The 16,420-nt window shown below is 65.2% G+C and carries 11 protein-coding genes and 1 tRNA gene; 6 read left to right on the top strand and 6 right to left on the bottom strand.

The features are described from left to right. Positions 1-198: 198 nt before the first annotated feature. The 3 genes from ACTZWT_RS02120 to ACTZWT_RS02110 all read left to right on the top strand — a co-directional run bounded on the left by ACTZWT_RS02120 (position 199) and on the right by ACTZWT_RS02110 (position 2,806). Complete coding sequence (locus tag ACTZWT_RS02120; protein WP_444768067.1) at positions 199-1,074, top strand: CheR family methyltransferase; 876 nt, start codon at positions 199-201, stop codon at positions 1,072-1,074. Positions 1,075-1,086: 12 nt separating this feature from the next. Beyond that, positions 1,087-1,401: a PilZ domain-containing protein gene (locus tag ACTZWT_RS02115; protein WP_444768066.1), complete on the top strand. Its 315-nt coding sequence runs from the start codon at positions 1,087-1,089 to the stop codon at positions 1,399-1,401. Between the two features lie 154 nt (positions 1,402-1,555). After that, on the top strand, positions 1,556-2,806 hold the full coding sequence (locus ACTZWT_RS02110; protein WP_444768065.1) for an EAL domain-containing protein: 1,251 nt from the start codon (positions 1,556-1,558) through the stop codon (positions 2,804-2,806). A gap of 23 nt (positions 2,807-2,829) precedes the next feature. On the opposite strand, the gene ACTZWT_RS02105 is transcribed toward ACTZWT_RS02110, so the two are convergent. After that, entirely contained in the window at positions 2,830-5,472 is a 2,643-nt protein-coding gene (locus ACTZWT_RS02105; protein ID WP_444768064.1) for an ATP-binding protein, read from the bottom strand. Continuing rightward, positions 5,469-6,527: a tripartite tricarboxylate transporter substrate-binding protein gene (locus tag ACTZWT_RS02100; RefSeq protein WP_444768063.1), complete on the bottom strand. Its 1,059-nt coding sequence runs from the start codon at positions 6,525-6,527 to the stop codon at positions 5,469-5,471. The genes ACTZWT_RS02105 and ACTZWT_RS02100 overlap by 4 nt, the downstream gene beginning before the upstream one ends. A 276-nt stretch (positions 6,528-6,803) precedes the next feature. On the opposite strand from ACTZWT_RS02100, the gene ACTZWT_RS02095 reads away from it, so the two are divergent. Then, complete coding sequence (locus ACTZWT_RS02095) at positions 6,804-7,433, top strand: response regulator transcription factor (RefSeq protein WP_444768062.1); 630 nt, start codon at positions 6,804-6,806, stop codon at positions 7,431-7,433. Positions 7,434-7,544: 111 nt separating this feature from the next. On the opposite strand, the gene ACTZWT_RS02090 is transcribed toward ACTZWT_RS02095, so the two are convergent. Next, positions 7,545-8,327, bottom strand: coding sequence for an SDR family oxidoreductase (locus ACTZWT_RS02090; protein ID WP_444768061.1), 783 nt, complete (start codon positions 8,325-8,327; stop codon positions 7,545-7,547). Between the two features lie 108 nt (positions 8,328-8,435). Between ACTZWT_RS02090 and ACTZWT_RS02085 the strand changes: the two genes are divergently transcribed. Continuing rightward, positions 8,436-9,197: a glucose 1-dehydrogenase gene (locus ACTZWT_RS02085; protein WP_444768060.1), complete on the top strand. Its 762-nt coding sequence runs from the start codon at positions 8,436-8,438 to the stop codon at positions 9,195-9,197. A 135-nt stretch (positions 9,198-9,332) separates the two neighbouring features. Here ACTZWT_RS02085 and ACTZWT_RS02080 read toward each other — a convergent pair whose 3' ends face one another. Then, complete coding sequence (locus ACTZWT_RS02080) at positions 9,333-10,937, bottom strand: GMC family oxidoreductase (protein WP_444768059.1); 1,605 nt, start codon at positions 10,935-10,937, stop codon at positions 9,333-9,335. Positions 10,938-11,011: 74 nt separating this feature from the next. Further along, positions 11,012-12,445, bottom strand: a complete 1,434-nt coding sequence (locus ACTZWT_RS02075; RefSeq protein ID WP_444768058.1) for a coniferyl aldehyde dehydrogenase — start codon at positions 12,443-12,445, stop codon at positions 11,012-11,014. 285 nt (positions 12,446-12,730) lie between these two features. On the opposite strand from ACTZWT_RS02075, the gene ACTZWT_RS02070 reads away from it, so the two are divergent. Next, positions 12,731-12,807 (top strand) — tRNA-Met (locus ACTZWT_RS02070). Positions 12,808-13,091: 284 nt separating this feature from the next. Here ACTZWT_RS02070 and gltA read toward each other — a convergent pair. Then, on the bottom strand, positions 13,092-16,076 hold the full coding sequence (gltA, locus tag ACTZWT_RS02065) for an NADPH-dependent glutamate synthase (protein ID WP_444768057.1): 2,985 nt from the start codon (positions 16,074-16,076) through the stop codon (positions 13,092-13,094). Between the last annotated feature and the right edge of the window lie 344 nt (positions 16,077-16,420).

Genomic DNA, 16,420 nt, shown 5'->3' with positions numbered 1-16,420 from the left:
CGGGAATGCATGATGTTGTGTTGCGAGGCCTAGCCGCGCGCCGGTCGGCGGAGAAAGCCGTGATTGTGGAACTGGTGGGATCGCCGGTCCGGCGATCTCCTGATGACCGGGCGTGGTCGATATCATGACAGGACGCGCGGATCGGTCGGCCGTCCGCCACCGTGATCTGTCGCGTGCGAATTCTGCAGGAAGCAGCAAATGACCCCGCTCGACTACGACTATTTGCAGAAAGTGCTGAAGGACCGGTCCGGCCTCATGCTGTCTGCGGACAAGAAATATCTGCTCGAAAGCAGGCTGCTGCCGCTGGCGCGCAAGATCGGATTGCCCGGCATCAGCGAACTCGTCCAGAAGATGAGATCCGGTTCGGAATCGGTGACCCACGACGTGGTCGAAGCGATGACCACGAACGAGACATTTTTCTTTCGGGACAAGACGCCGTTCGATCACTTCAAGGACAGCGTGATCCCGGAACTGATCAAGGCCCGCGCCGGACGCCGCAGCCTGCGGATCTGGTGCGCCGCTTCGTCGACCGGCCAGGAGCCCTATTCGCTGGCGATGATCCTGAAGGAGAAGGCGGCTGAACTCGCCGGCTGGCGGATCGAGATCATCGCGACCGATCTGTCGCCCGAGGTGCTCGAAAAATCCAAAGCCGGGCTCTACACCCAGTTCGAGGTCCAGCGCGGTCTGCCGATCCAGTTTCTGGTGAAGTACTTCAAGCAGAGCGGCACGCTGTGGCAGCTCAATGCCGACGTCCGCTCGATGGTGCAGTATCGTCCGTTCAATCTGCTGCAGGATTTCGCGCCGCTGGGCAAATTCGACGTCATCTTCTGCCGCAACGTGTTGATCTATTTCGATCAGGCGACCAAGACGGACATTTTCAACCGGCTGATGAGGGCCAACGAGCCCGACGGCTATCTGTTTCTCGGCGCGGCCGAGACCGTGGTCGGCCTGACCGACAGCTACAAGGTCTGCCCGAAGCGCCGCGGCGTCTATTTGCCGAATGTAGCAGCGCCGTCGGTGGCGCCGGGCATTGCAGCGGGCGGCTTCAGGCCTGTGAGCTTTGCCGGCCGATAGAGGGAGGTGGCATTGACCACCGAGAATGCCGGCGCAGACAGGGTGACCTTCGGACGGGGCTACAACGTCTGGATCATGGGGATCGACGGGACCTGGCGGCGGAGCTGTGTCCTAAAGGCAATTTCGAATTCCGAAGCCGAGCTGGAACTGGAAGGCTCGATCGAGGGGCTCAACCTCAAGGAGTTCTTTCTGTTGTTGTCGTCGACCGGACTCGCTTATCGACGCTGCGAACTGATCCGGGTCAACGGCTCGGAAATCGACGTGCGCTTCCTCAAGACCAAGACCAAAGCCGGTCGGCCGAGCGGCAGCCCGGCGATGGCCGACTGAGTCGGGCATCGGCGTCGGAAACCGGTAACCACTCGGTATCCTTGGGGACCATTCGCGCATTCGAAGAACGTTTCATTCAGCAGAAGCGGATAGCGTGGGCTGTCGTGCCTCGCCCACTCAGCAAAGGCATATACAACGGACAACGGAATCGCCGATGCCGTATTCGACCGATCAAGTGCAGGCTGCACGCATTCTCGTCGTCGACGACGACCCGGTTCAGGGCGCGATCATCAGCGGCGTCTGCCGGCGGCGTGGCTATCAGCCGACCTTCGTGTCGTCGTATCAGTCCGCGGTCGATCAGATCGCTGCGGGCGGCTTCGAGTGCATCACCATCGACCTTTCGCTCGGTGATCGCGATGGAATCGAATTATTGCGTTTGATCGCCGCCGCCGGCAGGTCGCCGCGCGTCATCGTGATCAGCGGCTGCGACCAGCGGATTCTCAGCGCGACCGTGCGGATGGCGCACGCAGTCGGTATCGTGGATGCGGTATCGCTGCGGAAGCCGGTCGACCTGACGTCGCTCGGTGATGCGCTGAGCTTCGGCGCTGGTGAGCAGCCGTCCTTGCGACGCCGACCCGATCGGCGTCCGCGTCAGGTCACCGCCGACGATTTGTCGCGCGGCCTCGAAGCCGGCGAGGTTTATCCCGCCTTTCAACCGAAGGTACACCTCGCGACCGGGAAGGTCGTCGGTTGTGAAGCGCTGGCGCGATGGGACAGCCCGACCTTCGGATCGGTCGGCCCGGATGTCTTCATCCCGCTGGCCGAACAAGGCGGACTCATCAAGCCGCTCACGATGCTGATGCTGCGCCAGTCGATCGAAATGGCGCGGCACTTCTTCGACATCGATCCGTCGTTCGCGGTGGCCGTCAATCTGTCGGCGGCGCTGCTGTCCGATACGACGATGCCCGCAGAGGTCGAGCGATTGCTCGACGAGACCCGGTTGCCTGCGCGCTCGCTGATCATCGAGGTCACGGAATCGACCGCGATGACCGATATCGCCTGTGCGATGGACATCATGCTGCGGCTCCGGATCAAGGGCGTCGGGTTGTCGATCGATGATTTCGGCACCGGCTATTCGTCGCTTGCAGTGCTCGCCAGAATGCCTTTCAGCGAGCTCAAGATCGATCGCTGCTTCGTCAAGGACTGCCTCACCGATGCCGACATGTGGAAGGTGGTATCCGCCTCGGTCGCGATCGCGCATCAGTACAACATGCAGGCCGTGGCCGAAGGCATCGAGGATGCCGAAACCTGGCGCGCCCTCGATGGACTGGGGTGCGATATCGGGCAGGGATTCGGCTTCTCCCGCGGGCTGCGGAGGAACGCCTTCGTCGAGTGGTGCCGGCGCTGGGACGAGCGTCTGGCGTCGGTGGGGGCGGCCGAACGACACCGCGCCTGCGCGACCTGAGCTGCACCCGCCGGCGCTTTTGTTCACGCCGGGTCTGCGAGTTCGACCAGACAATCGTCGCCCGTCGGCGCCTGCCGCACCGCCGCGAAGCACGCCCTGATTTCCGCCACCTGCGCGATGTAGCCGGCCTCGGAGAGCTCCGGCGCGCTGCGCTCGAGTTCGCGGGCGAGGCTCGCGAGCCGGTCGAGCCCGAAGGTGGCCGCCGCGCTCTTCAGCGAATGCGCTTCGCGTTCGATCTGACGCCTGTGGGTGGTGATCTGGAGCGTGGCCAGCAAATCGAGCCTCGCCTCGGTGTCGCGGACGAAGACCGCGAGCACGTCGCGGCTGGACTGCTCGCCGATTTCGGCGACCAGATGCTCGAATGCGATCTTTCCGACGTAGACGCGGGTGGGTGAAGCGCCGTCGACCGCACAGGCCGTCGGGGACAGATCCCGCGCGGCCGCTGTGCCGTCCTGTGAGCCGAACGCCGCCGCGGCTGCGGCCGCATCCGATTGCGGATGGCCGCTGCCCACCAACGGCGAAGAAACGGCGGGCAGCGCCCGCAGGATTGCGTCGACGAGAACGGTCTTGCGGACCGGCTTGGCGATGTGATCGTTCATGCCGGCGTCGCGGCAGGCGATCTCGTCCTCGATGAACGCGTTTGCGGTGAATGCGATGATCGGGACCGTGGCCAGCGCGCCGCCCTTGGCGCGGATGGCGCGGGTCGCCGCGAGACCGTCCATCTCGGGCATCCGCATGTCCATCAGGATCGCGTCGTAACTGAACCTTGTCGCGGCCGTCACGGCTTCGGCGCCGTCGCAGGCCGTGTCGCTCTGGATCGCGAATTCGGCCAGCATCCGGACGGCGACCGCGCGATTGGTGGGATTGTCGTCGACAATCAGCAGGCGCAATGGCCGTCCGCCGGCCGCGATCCGCGCCCTCAGCTCCGCGTAGCGCAGCTGGTGGTCTTCCTCCTTCGGAGGATTGTCCGTCGTGACCGGAAGCGTCAGCGTGAAGCGGAACGCGGAGCCCTGCCCCGGCGTTGAACTGACGTTGATCCGCCCGCCCATCTGTTCGATCAGGCGCCGGCTGATGGCGAGGCCCAGCCCGGATCCGCCGAACCGGCGCCGGATCGAATTGTCGGCCTGGACGAAATCACTGAACAGGGATTCGATCTTGTCGGGATCGATGCCGATCCCGGTGTCGCTGACGGTCCACTGCATCCGCGCGGTGACGCCGTCGTTCGAAAGAGCTTCGAGCGCGACGACGATCTTTCCGGATGCGGTGAACTTCACCGCGTTCGAAAGCAGATTGAGCAGCACCTGTCGAATCCGTCCCGGGTCGCCGATCAGCGCCCGCGGCAGGTCGTCGCCGATCTCGGCACCGATCGCCAGTCCCTTGGCTATCGCGCGCGGGCCGATCATGCTCAGCGAATGCTCGACGATACTGTGCGGCGAGAACGGAATCAGTTCGAGCGGCAGACGTCCGGCTTCGAGTTTGGAAAAGTCGAGGATGTCGTCGAGGATTTCCAGCAGGTTGTCGCCGGCGTCGTGAATGCCGACGACGGCGCGACGCTGCTCGGCGTCGAGCCGGGTCTCGAGCAGGTTGTTGGCCAGCCCGAGCACCGCGTTCATGGGCGTGCGAATCTCGTGGCTCATCATCGCCACGAAGCTCGACTTCGCGGCGCTGGCGGCTTCGGCGGCCTCGGTGTAGACCGCCTGCTTGTTCCACCAGCGGGCGATCGCGATGCTGCCGGTCAGGATGATCAGCGCGCTGACGACCGACATTGCGATCAGCAGAGCGGCCATTTCCTGCCAGCTTCGCAGCAGGTCGTCTTCGTGCTGGGCCACCGTCACCAGAACCGGATAGTTCGGCAGCATCCGGGCCGAGCGGATGAGGGGCTTGCGGGCTCCGCCGCCGGCCTCGCGGAGCTTGCCGCCGGCCTCCAGAGCGAGGCGCCCGCCGGACGATTTCAACTGGCCGATCGCCTCCGAATGCGGGTATGTCGCCAGTAGCAGGTCGTCGTCGCGCACCAGGGCGATCTCGGTATCGGGCCCGGGGGCGGTCGCGGCGAAGAAATTCTCGATGTAGCGCTGCGACATCGCCCCCAGCAGCATGCCCATGAACTTGCCGTTGGGGTCGTCGAGGCGGCGCGCGAGGTAGATGTTCCAGCTGCCGTTTCCGCGGTTGCGGACCGGCGCGCTGATGAAGGTCTCGAGATTGGCGTCGCTGCTGAGCGCTTTGAAGTAGTCCCGATCCGACACGTCGACGTCGGGGATCGGCCAATAGCGCGAGAAATTGATCAGCTTTCCCTTGTCGTCGATCATCGACACGGCGTCGATCTGGGGCAGGCCGGTGATCTTCTCCTTGAGCAGGATGTGGCTGTCCTGACCGGACACCGTGCGTTTGTAGGAATTGCTGTCGGTGACGTCGCGGCGGGCAAGGTAGTCGCCGACGCTCGACAGCACCAGGTCGAGCGATTTGAGCGAGCGGTCGGCCTCCTCCGAGAGCGTGAGAGTGTAGCGCTGCAGGTTGGCTTCAGCGGTCTGCCGCGTGCTCTCGCGCAGATTGCCGAGAAAAATCAGGTTGCTGCCGACGATCGACAGGATCAGCGCGGCCGCGGTGATCCGCAGGGCGATCTGCGAGCGTTCGAGTTGCGGACGGATCGAGCCTGGAAGCGTGGTCATTGTCGCACCCGCTCGCCGCCCGGTGCGGCCTCCGGTCGCGACAGCGGCCTCCATCGCGAGACTTCGCGCTGGACCTGACCGGTCAGCGAGGACGGGCTGCGCTCGTCGGCGAGCGGGATCTCGCCGCCGAGACTGCCCAGGGCCCGGCGGATTTCGGGGTCGTCGAGCGCGTGACCGAGCGCGGCGTTGAGACGATCGACGACGTGCTGCGGCGTGCCCTTCGGTGCGAACAGCGCGCTCCAGGCAGATACCTCGAAACTGGGGACGCCGGCCTCGGCGGCGGTTGGGACATCCGGCAGGATCGGACTACGCCGAACCGAGGAGATCGCCAGGGCCTTCACCTCGCCGGTCTTCACGCGCGGCGCCGCGCCGACGATCTGATCGCACATGTAGTCGACGCGGCCCGCCACGAGCGCCTTCAGGGCCGGGCCGGTGCCTTGAAAGGCTCGCGTTGCGGGCTGAATGGCGCCGATCGTGTTGAGCAGCGTACAGGTCGCATGGGAGATCGAGCCGAAGCCGGCGTGCGCCATCGCGATGTGTTCGGCGTGCTGGCTCGAATACCGAATCAGATCGGCGAGATCGTTCACCGGCAGGCCGGGCCTCACCACAACGAGAACCGGCGTTCTCACCACCATCCCGATCGGAGCGAAGTCTTTGACGGGATCGTAGACCAGTTGCGGGTACGCGGCGAGCGCGCTGCCGTGGGTTCCCATGTGCCCCATCAGCAACGTGTAACCATCCGGAGCAGCGCGCGTTGCGCGGATGGCCGCGGTGGTGCCGCCGGCGCCGACGACGTTTTCGACGATGATCTGCTGTCCCAGCCGCTTCGCCAGATGGCCGGTGACGATATGGGTCACGACGTCGGTCGGCCCCCCGGCGGCGAACGGCACGATCACGGTGATGGCCCGTACCGGATAGGGTGGCCCGGCAACCGAGGGCGTCGTCGCGATCGCAGCGGCCAGCAGGCCCAAATACCCCCCGCGCAGCAGCCGTCGCAGGTTATCCCCTCGACATCTCCGCATATCGGCTGCGTCGCTTGCTCGAATCTGGTTCATGGTGCTATGCGGACGAGTGATCTCACGCGTGACTATGTCAGAGACGAATGAGTAGTGCGTAAATGGCTGCCGGGCGCGTTGGCGCGCGATAGCGATATGATCGGTCCTTTCCGGGAAAGGTCTCCGCCCGTCGGTCGGGGGCAGATAGCACCCCGCGGTTTTGCTTTCATTCTTTCTTGTAGCGTTTTAGCGCCGTCTGAGCATTATCTTGGAGCCTCGTACAGATACGGGGTACGGACGAGATTGGGTTCGTTCAAGTGTTCTGGAGGTTGATTGATGAGTGAGAAGTCATCAGCACGGGAGGTGTTCGTCGTCGACGACGACCCGGCCGTGCGCGAGACGCTATCCATTGTGCTGTCAACTGCGGGCTACGAAGTGATCTGCTTCGCCGACGGCGAATCCTTGCTCGCGGTGACGCGCAGCCGAAGTCCCGCCTGTATCCTGCTCGACGTTCATATTCCGGGGCGCTCGGGTCTCGACATTCTGGCCGAGTTGCATGCCGAGGATTATCCGGCGCCGATTTTCATGATTTCCGGCAAGGGCGACATCGCGATGGCGGTCAACGCCATCAAGAACGGCGCACTCGACTTCATCGAGAAGCCGTTCCGCGGCAAGGAGATCGTCGACCGGGTCGACGAGGCGATCGACGCCTTCCAGCGTCGCCGCGGGCCCGGCACCGAGGTGAAGGCTCCGTCCTATGTTTTTCAGGGCAAGGAGCCGCTGACGCTACGGGAGCGGGAGGTGCTGGAGCTGTTCGCGGCGGGTAACACCAACAAGGAGGCGGGCCGCCAGCTCGGCATCAGCCCCCGCACCATCGAGTATCACCGCGCCAACATCATGAAGAAGCTCGGCGCGCGCAATGCGACCGACCTGGTCCGGATCGTGATGACGGCGCCGAAGGTCTGACGGCGGCGCGGGACGCCGTCGCCTCCGCGTCGCGCGTCACTGCGCCTCTGGTCACAGCGCCCCTGGTCACAGCGCCCCTGGTCATTGCGTTCCTGTCCATGGCGCCCCTCGTCACAGCGTGCCGGGAAACGCGCCGCCATCGAGCAGGATGTTCTGTCCGGTGATGTAGCCGGATTTTGCGCCGCACAAGAATGCACAGGCCAGCCCGAACTCTTCCGGATCGCCGAACCGGCCGGCCGGGTTTTCGTTCATCCGCGTCTGCAGGATCTGCTCGACCGGCACGCCGGAGGCCTTGGCCTGTCCGGCGGACACGCCGCGCAGCCGGTCGGTATCGAAAGGCCCCGGCAGCAGCGCATTGATCGTCACGTTGTGACGAACGGTCTTGCGCGACAGGCCGGCGACGAAGCCGGTGAGGCCGGTGCGCGCGCCGTTAGACAGGCCGAGCACGTCGATCGGCGCCTTCACGGCCGCCGAGGTGATGTTGACGATCCGGCCGAATTTCCGCGCGATCATCTGGTCGACCGTCGCCTTGATCAGTTCGATCGGCGTCAGCATGTTGGCGTCGAGCGCCTTGATCCAGTCGTCGCGGGTCCAGTTGCGGAAATCGCCGGGCGGCGGGCCGCCGGCATTGTTCACCAGGATATCCGGCTCCGGGCAGGCCTTCAGCGCGGCCGCTCGCCCTTCGGGCGTGGTGATATCGCCGGCCACCTCGATGATCTCGACATCGGGACAGGCCTTGCGCAATTCGGCCGCCGCCTGGGCCAGCGCCTCGGCGCCGCGCGCGGTCATCGTCACATGCACGCCTTCGGCCGCGAGCGCCGCGGCGCAGGCCCGGCCCAGTCCCTTGCTCGATGCGCACACCAGCGCGCGGCGGCCTTTGATTCCCAGATCCACGTTTCACTCCCGGATGTGTTTGCGATGTCGGTGAGGCCGGCACTCTAGCCAACCCCGCCCGGCATGATAAGGGGAGGGCAACGCATAACGCATCAACGGGAAACGCGCATGGACCAACTGTTCGACGTCAGCAACGAAGTCATTCTCGTCACCGGCGCGTCGCAAGGGCTGGGGCGGCAGTTCGCGCGCGTGCTCGCCGAGCGCGGCGCGGCGGTCGCGCTCGCCGCGCGCCAGACCGACAAGCTGAAGAGCCTCGAACAGGAAATCACCGGCAAGGGCGGCCGCGCCGTCGCGGTCCAGATGGACGTGACCGATCTGGCCTCGATGGCGAGCGCGCTCGATCAGGCCGAGACGGCGCTCGGCCCGATCACCGTGCTGATCAACAATGCCGGCGTCGCCACCGAGAAGCTCGCGGTGGATACCAGCGAGGCCGATTGGGACAAGGTGATCGGCGCCAACCTCAAGGGCGCGTACTTCCTCGCGACCGAAGTCGCGCGGCGGATGATCGCGCGGCAGCAGGGCGGCAACATCGTCAACATCGCCTCGGTGCTCGGCCAGAGCGTGCTGAAATTCGTCTCGCCCTACGCGATTTCCAAAGCCGGCATCATCCAGGCCACCAAGGCGCTCGCGCTCGAACTCGCCAGCTCCCGCATCCGCGTCAACGCGCTGGCGCCGGGCTATATCGACACCGACATCAACCACGCGCTGTGGTCGACGCCGGCCGGCGAGAAACTGCTGAAAAGCATCCCGCAACGCCGCGTCGGCCACGAGTCCGACCTCGACGGCGCCATCCTGCTGCTGGCCTCGAACGCGTCGCGCTACATGACCGGGAGCGTCGTGACGGTGGATGGCGGGTTCTTGTTGGCCTAGCTACCAATTATCGCCTCTCGGTTGTCATTCCGGGGCGCTCACGCAGTGAGCGAACCCGGAATCCCGCAGTTCAGAGCACCTCGGAATTCCGGGTTCGCCGCTGCGCGGCGCCCCGGAATGACTCCCGGTGAGCGATCACATTGCCCGCATCTCCTCCCGGATCATATCCGCGGCCTTCTCGCCGATCATGATGGTGGGCGCATTGGTGTTGCCGCCGATCAGCGTCGGCATCACCGAGGCGTCGACGATGCGCAGGCCGCCGACGCCGTGGACGCGCAGGCGCGGATCGACCACCGCCATCGGGTCGCTGCCCATTTTGCAGGTGCCGACCGGGTGATACACGGTGTCGACCCGGGCGCGCAGGATGGCGCGGATGTCGTCGTCGGTGCGGACGTCGGCGGTGAACAGATCCTTCTGCTGCAGCGCGCGCAGCGCCGGCGCGTCGACCAGCCGCCTCGTGGTCTTGTAGCCAGCGACCATCGCCTCGAGATCGTCCGCCTCGCCGAAGAAGTTCGGATCGATCCGCGGCGGCGCGAGTGGATCGGCGCTGGTCAGCCCGACGCGACCACGACTCTTCGGCCGCAGCAGGCAGACATGGCAGGAAAACCCTGTGCCCCAGCGGCGCTTGCGGCCGTGATCGTCGACCATCGCCATGCCGAAATGCAACTGGATATCCGGCACGTCGAGATCCGGCTGCGTCTTCAGGAAGCCGCCGCATTCGGCAAAATTGGTCGTCAGCGGACCGCGGCCGTCGCGGCGATACAGGCCGATGTTGGACAGCAGCCGGCCGATGCCGGTGAAACTGGTGCCGGTGAAGTAGGGGCTGTCCGACTGGTACGAGAAGATGAAGTCCGGATGGTCCTGGAGATTCTGCCCGACGCCCGGCAGATGATGCGTCGCCGCGATGCCGTGCTGCTGCAACGTGGCGGCGTCGCCGATGCCGGACAGCATCAGCAGTTGCGGCGTCTGAAACGCGCCGGTGGCGACGATGACTTCGCGACGCGCGCGCAGCTGCCGGGTCTCGTCGTTCTGGCGATATTCGACGCCGACCGCGCGGCCGCCCTCGAACAGGATACGCGTTGCCTGCGCCTGGGTCTCGACGCGCAGATTGGGCCGCGTCGCCATGTAAGGATGCACATAGGCACGGGCCGCGCTCCAGCGCTCGCCATTGTGCTGGGTGAGCTGATACAGGCCGAGGCCTTCCTGCTCCTCGCCGTTGAAATCGTCGCGGATGCGGAACTGCGCCTCGCGCGCCGCCTGCAGGAAGATCTCGTGCACCGGATTGTCGGTGCGGAGCTTGTTGACGTGCAGCGGGCCGCTCTGGCCGTGATAGGCGCCGTTGAAATCGGAATTGTTCTCCGAGCGTTTGAAATAGGGCAGCACATCGGCATAGGACCAGCCGGTGGCGCCGAGTTCGGCCCAGTGGTCGTAGTCCCATTGATGGCCGCGGATGTACACCATGGCGTTGATTGCCGACGATCCGCCGAGGCCCTTGCCGCGCGGCTGATAGCCGATGCGGCCGTTGAGGCCGGGCTGCGGCACGGTCTCGAAGTGCCAGTTGTTGAGCTTGCCCGGCACCATCAGCGACAGCGCGTAGGGCGTCTTCACCACCCAGTTGTCGGCGGTGCCGCCGGCCTCGAGCAGCGCCACCGACGTGCCCGGATCTTCCGACAGCCGCCCGGAGACGGCGCAGCCGCCCGAGCCGGCGCCGACCACGACGAAGTCATACGTGTCCGTCATCGTTTCCCTCCCGATTTGTCTCTTTTGTCTTTGTAGTGCCGCTTCGTCTCGTTGAACGGGCGGGTCGTCGTCGCTCAGGACATCCAGCGCAGGACCTTGGCAAGCCGCGCGATCTTGCTTCCATAGGGCGGATAAAGATCGGCGAAGCGGTTGTAGGGCGAGCGATAGAACACCGGCTTCAGTTGCGTGAAGGTGTTGAAACCCCATTCGCCGTGATAGGCGCCGCTGCCCGATGCACCGACGCCGCCCATCGGCTGGTTGACCTGCGCGAAATGCACCAGGCAGTCGTTGATGGTGACGCCGCCGGAGACAGTGCGCGCCAGCACCTCGTCGCGCGCGGCCTCGTCGGTGCCGAACCAGTACAGCGCCAGCGGCCGGTCGCGCGCATTGATGAAGGCGACCGGTTCGGCCGGATCGTCGTAGCCGAGGATCGGCAGCAGCGGACCGAAGATTTCCTCCTGCATGATCTTCATCTCGGGCGTGGCGCCGAGCACCACGGTCGGCGGAAATTTGCGCTGGCTCCGCCACGCCGCGTCGTCGGCCGCAGCCGGCTGAAGCAGCCTTGCGCCGCGCGCGGCGGCGTCGTCGACCAGGTCCTTCAGTCGCGCATAATGCCGGTCGGCGACGATCGAGGTGTAGTCGGCGTTGCCGGGATCGGCGCCGAACAACCGCTGCATCGCCGCGCGGATCTTTTCGGCCAGCGCTTCGACCTTGTCGCGTGGCGCCAGCACGTAGTCCGGCGCGATGCAGGTCTGCCCGGCATTCATCAGCTTGGCATAGGCGATCCGCGGCGCGACCTCGTCGAGATCGGCGGAGCGGTCGATGATGGTCGGCGACTTGCCGCCGAGTTCGAGCGTGACCGGGGTGAGGTTCTTGCCCGCTTCCGCCGCGACGATGCGGCCGACCCGGGTCGAGCCGGTGAACATCAGATGGTCGAACGGCAGCCTGGCGAACGCCTCGGCGACGCCGTCCTCGATCCCGGTGACGATCATCTCGCTGGGATCGAATGTCGCCGCCACCGTCTCCTGCAGCAGCGCCGCGAACGAAGGCGACAATTCGCTCGGCTTGATCATCACCCGGTTGCCGGCGGCCAGCGCCCCGATCGCCGGCGCAAGCGTGAGCTGGAGCGGATAATTCCACGGCGCGATGATGCCGACCACGCCGAGCGGCTGCGGGATCAGCCGGTTCTTGCCCGGCCAGAATTGCAGCTCGGTCTTCACCTTGCGCGGCTCCATCCAGCCTTTGACGTGCTTGGTGGTGTGCTTGATGTCGCCGAGCAGGCTCAACGTCTCGGCGATCATGGTCTCGACCGCGCAGCGATGGCCGAAATCGGCGGAGATCGCCTGCGCGAATCGCTTCTCATTGTCCTGGAGCAGGCTGCGCAGCCGCGCCAGCCGGTCGAGCCGCTGCTCCAGCGACACCGGCGGCTCCGCGCGGGAGCGCTCGAACATGCGGTGAAAGCTGTCGTGCAGGGCATTGCCCCCGAAGCCGACCATCGGCTGGTCCATGCTGCGCTCCACCAGTTTGCCGGCAGTTTGTCACGTTTTGGGCCGGTTTTGCCGAAGTCTTGCAGGAGCGGGGGCGGCGGGCAACCGCATCCGGTTCCGGTCGTCATAATATCTTGAAAATCTGCGTCGCAGGCCTTCCCAAACCCCCCGGGCATTGATACACACCCCTCGCGCCCCGGGCTTTCGCCCCGGGCAGCCTTCTCAGGAAGCTTCCGGGAGGATCGATCGGCGCCCTTGGGCGTTGACCGTTCGCTTTGGTTTTCTGAAAGCCGCGCAAAGGTTTAACGCGGGGTGGAGCAGCCCGGTAGCTCGTCAGGCTCATAACCTGAAGGTCATAGGTTCAAATCCTATCCCCGCAACCAAATTATTAGATAAATCAAGGGGTTGGACGAAAGTCCGACCCCTTGATTTTGCGCAAATAGCCAATCCAGCCTCACTCAAACCCGACTGTCGGGTTTCCTCGTGCTGCTCGGTGGTCCTTATCCAGATGTCCGGGCGGACTGGCCGGTCGTGGCGGTGAAACAGGGCAGGCGCCTCGAGAGCGAGGGCGCCGCCTTCCACCGAGCCGACCGACTCTGCCGAGCCGGCAAACCATGTCTTGGCTGTCCATGGATTCGGATTTCTGCCGAAGGGCAGCGCAATGTAGTTAGGTGAGCAGCCCGCGCTTGCCTTCCTGCCAGCGGGCGAATTCGGTCTGCAGCACGGCGACGTGCTCTTCCTCCTCGGCGGCGAGTTCGCGATAGAGTTGCCGCTCGACCGATCCATCCGGCGTCTCGTCGACGCGGGTCTTGAAGAACGCGGCGGCGCGGCGTTCGAACTCGATCGCGGCGTGGAACAGCGTCACCGGATCGTCGATCTGGCCTTTGACGCCGGCCATGATCGCCGCCGTGCCGAGATGAAAACCCTCCGCGGCGTCCGGCAGCCCGACGTGATAGCGATGCGCCAGCGTCGTCATGTGCTCCTCCTCCATCTCGGCGAAGGAAAGAAACAACTCCTGCAACGTCGGGTCGGAGGATTCCTTGGCGGCGCGGGTGTAGAAGGCGCGGCCGCCGAGCTCGATCTCGAAGGCGGTGCGGATGGCCGCGAGGCCTGCGGCGTCGCTGACTTCGGGGCGATCCAGCGCCTGCAGCTTGCCGCCGCAATGCGGGCACATGCCGTAGGGGAATGCGAATCCTTCGCTCACCTTGGCGCAATCGTCACAGCGCCATTGCAGCTCGGATTCGGCGCAGCAGATATATTGCTCGGTGCCTTCCAGCGGCCGGTGACACTTCGGACAGATCGCCACGCCTTCCTCCATGATCGGCGGCGCCAGCTTGCCGGCGACGAAGTCGTCCGCCTCCTGCGCCGTAATGGGCCATTTGCTTTTGTTCAATTGCAGCCAAGCCGCGATCGACTTTGCGGCGCGGCGCCCTGCGCTCATTGCAAGAATGACGGTCGCGCCGCCGGTGACGATGTCGCCGCCGGCGAACACGCCGGGCATGTTGGTGGACTGGGTGTCGTCGTCGGCGGCGATATTGCCCCATTTGTTGAGGACGAGGTCGGGCGTCGCCTGGCCGATGATCGGATTGGGCTTGGTGCCGAGCGCGTAGATCACCGTGTCGCATTCGAGCTCGATGAACTCGTCGAGCGCGACCGGCTTGCGGCGGCCGCGCTCGTCGGGCTCGCCGAGCTCCATCTTCTGCAGCCGCACTGCGCGCACCACGCCTTCTTCGGTGACGAGGATCTCGACCGGCGAATGCAGGAAGAAGAAGTCGACGCCCTCTTCCTTGGCGTGGCGGATTTCCTCCACGCGCGCCGGCGCCTCGGCTTCCGAGCGGCGATAGACGCAGCGCACCGTCGCGGCGCCGATGCGGCGCGCGACGCGCAGGCAGTCCATCGCCGTGTTGCCGGCGCCGATCACGATCACGCTTCGGCCGACGCTGACGGGCGTATCGAGATAGGGAAAGCGGTCGCCGCCCATCAGATTGATGCGGGTGAGGAATTCATTGGCCGAATAGACCCGTCCGGCGAATTCGCCGGGGATGCCGAGGAAGGTCGGCGCGCCGGCGCCGGCCGCCACGAACACTGCATCGAAGCCGCGCTCGCCCATCAACTGATCGATGGTGAAGGTCTTGCCGACCACCTTGTTGGTTTCGAATTTGACGCCGATGTCCTTCAGCCGCTGGATTTCGCGGTCGATAATGTTGCGCGGCAGGCGGAACGACGGGATGCCGTATTGCAGCACGCCGCCCAGCACATGCAGGGCTTCGTACACCGTCGCCTCCACGCCGTAGCGCGTGAGGTCGGCCGCGGCCGCAAGGCCCGCGGGGCCGGAGCCGACGATCGCCACCTTGCCGATCGAGTTGGACAGGTCGATCGGCTTGCCCTTGGGCGCGCGCGCATTGTCGCCGACGAAACGTTCGAGACGGCCGATCGCGACCGGCTCGTGCTTCTTGTATCGGCGGATGATGCACTGCGCCTCGCATTGCGTCTCCTGCGGGCAGACGCGGCCGCAGATCGACGGGAACACGCTGGATTGGTAGATCGTCTCCAGCGCCGCATCAAAGTCGCGCAGCAGGATGTTGCGGATGAAGACCGGAATGTCGATGCCCACCGGGCAGCCGGCAATGCAGGTCGGCTCGATGCACTGGATGCAGCGCTCGGCCTCGCGCAGCGCCTCCTCGACCGAATAGCCGAGATTGACTTCCTTGAAATTGGTGGCGCGATCCTGCGCGTTGCGCTCGGGCATCGGCGTCTGCTGCGGCGCCAGCGTCGCAAGCTTCTTGTAGTTGCGCTTGCCGTCGACGATCAGCTGCTTTTCCAGATTGCAGACATGGGCGAAATGTTCGTTCGCCTTGTCTTCCTCGGTCTTGAAGCGGTTCTGGCGGGCGTGCAGCTCCTTGAAGTCGACCAGATGACCGTCGAAATCCGGGCCGTCGACGCAGGCGAATTTCACTTCGGTGCCGACGGTGACGCGGCACGAGCCGCACATGCCGGTGCCGTCGACCATGATGGTGTTCAGCGACACCATGGTTTTCACGCCGTAGGGCCGGGTGGTCTCGACGCAAGCGTGCATCATCGGCATCGGGCCGATCGCCACCACCTTGTCGGGCTTCTGCTCCTCGACGACGCGCTTCAGCGCCGCGGTGACGAAGCCCGGCTCGCCGTAGCTGCCGTCGTCGGTGCAGATGATGAGATCATCGGCATATTCGCGGAACTTGTCCTCCCAGAACACCAGATCCTTGGTGCGGAATCCCATGATCGCGGTGGTGCGCGCACCGGCCTGCTTGAAGGCCCGCAATTGCGGGAAGATCGGCGCGACGCCCAGGCCGCCGCCGACGAACACGACATGGCCGGCCTTGTCGATATGCTGGGGCAGCCCGAGCGGGCCGACGAAATCCTCGAAGCTGTCGCCTTCCTTGAACTTGTCGCGCATCTCCCGCGTCGTCTTGCCCAGCGCCTGAACCACGATAGTGACGAGGCCCCTTGTGCGGTCGTAGTCGGCGACGGTGAGCGGGATACGCTCCGCGCCGTCATAGAGGCGCAGCATGACGAAATGCCCGGGCTCGGCGGAGGCCGCAATGTCCGGCGCCTTGACATCCCAGAGGAAGGTCGTGTCCGAAAACTGCTCGCGTCGCACAATACGATACATATTGGAAGTATCCGTTCGAGGCCGGCGCACGGCCTCCTGAGGGTGAGGAGGAAGCCGCCCAAAATACCTAACCGGCGCCGAAATGATTTGACTTCGGTCATGTTGCGCCGGGCTGCGAGCGGCACCCGGAGCGGATCGGCATGTCGATCCGTGCCAGTGGCGGCGACGAATGTCTCGGGGATTGGCCCACAACGACGGGGCGCCGAGCCCAGCGTGCAGCGCCACCAGCCCCCGGGCCGTGTTTGAGTTCTGTTCGACGAAGGATCGGCCGGATCGGCATCACCGATCGGATTGCGGGGCGATCGCCCATGACTTTCTGCGAGAGCGCCAGCTGTTGCCCTCCC

The organism is Rhodopseudomonas sp. NSM (genome assembly GCF_052445935.1).
Lineage (GTDB): Bacteria > Pseudomonadota > Alphaproteobacteria > Rhizobiales > Xanthobacteraceae > Rhodopseudomonas.
Note: the sequence above shows the minus strand (reverse complement) of the source record. Positions and strands in the feature narration are given on the sequence as shown.

Bases quoted from the DNA above. Each gene is read 5' to 3' on its own strand.
- ACTZWT_RS02120 (WP_444768067.1), top strand. From the start codon at position 199: ATGACCCCGCTCGACTACGACTATTTGCAGAAAGTGCTGAAGGACCGG.
- ACTZWT_RS02110 (WP_444768065.1), top strand. From the start codon at position 1,556: ATGCCGTATTCGACCGATCAAGTGCAGGCTGCACGCATTCTCGTCGTC.
- ACTZWT_RS02105 (WP_444768064.1), bottom strand. From the start codon at position 5,472: ATGACCACGCTTCCAGGCTCGATCCGTCCGCAACTCGAACGCTCGCAG.
- ACTZWT_RS02100 (WP_444768063.1), bottom strand. From the start codon at position 6,527: ATGAACCAGATTCGAGCAAGCGACGCAGCCGATATGCGGAGATGTCGA.
- ACTZWT_RS02095 (WP_444768062.1), top strand. From the start codon at position 6,804: ATGAGTGAGAAGTCATCAGCACGGGAGGTGTTCGTCGTCGACGACGAC.
- ACTZWT_RS02085 (WP_444768060.1), top strand. From the start codon at position 8,436: ATGGACCAACTGTTCGACGTCAGCAACGAAGTCATTCTCGTCACCGGC.
- ACTZWT_RS02080 (WP_444768059.1), bottom strand. From the start codon at position 10,937: ATGACGGACACGTATGACTTCGTCGTGGTCGGCGCCGGCTCGGGCGGC.
- ACTZWT_RS02075 (WP_444768058.1), bottom strand. From the start codon at position 12,445: ATGGACCAGCCGATGGTCGGCTTCGGGGGCAATGCCCTGCACGACAGC.
- gltA (WP_444768057.1), bottom strand. From the start codon at position 16,076: ATGTATCGTATTGTGCGACGCGAGCAGTTTTCGGACACGACCTTCCTC.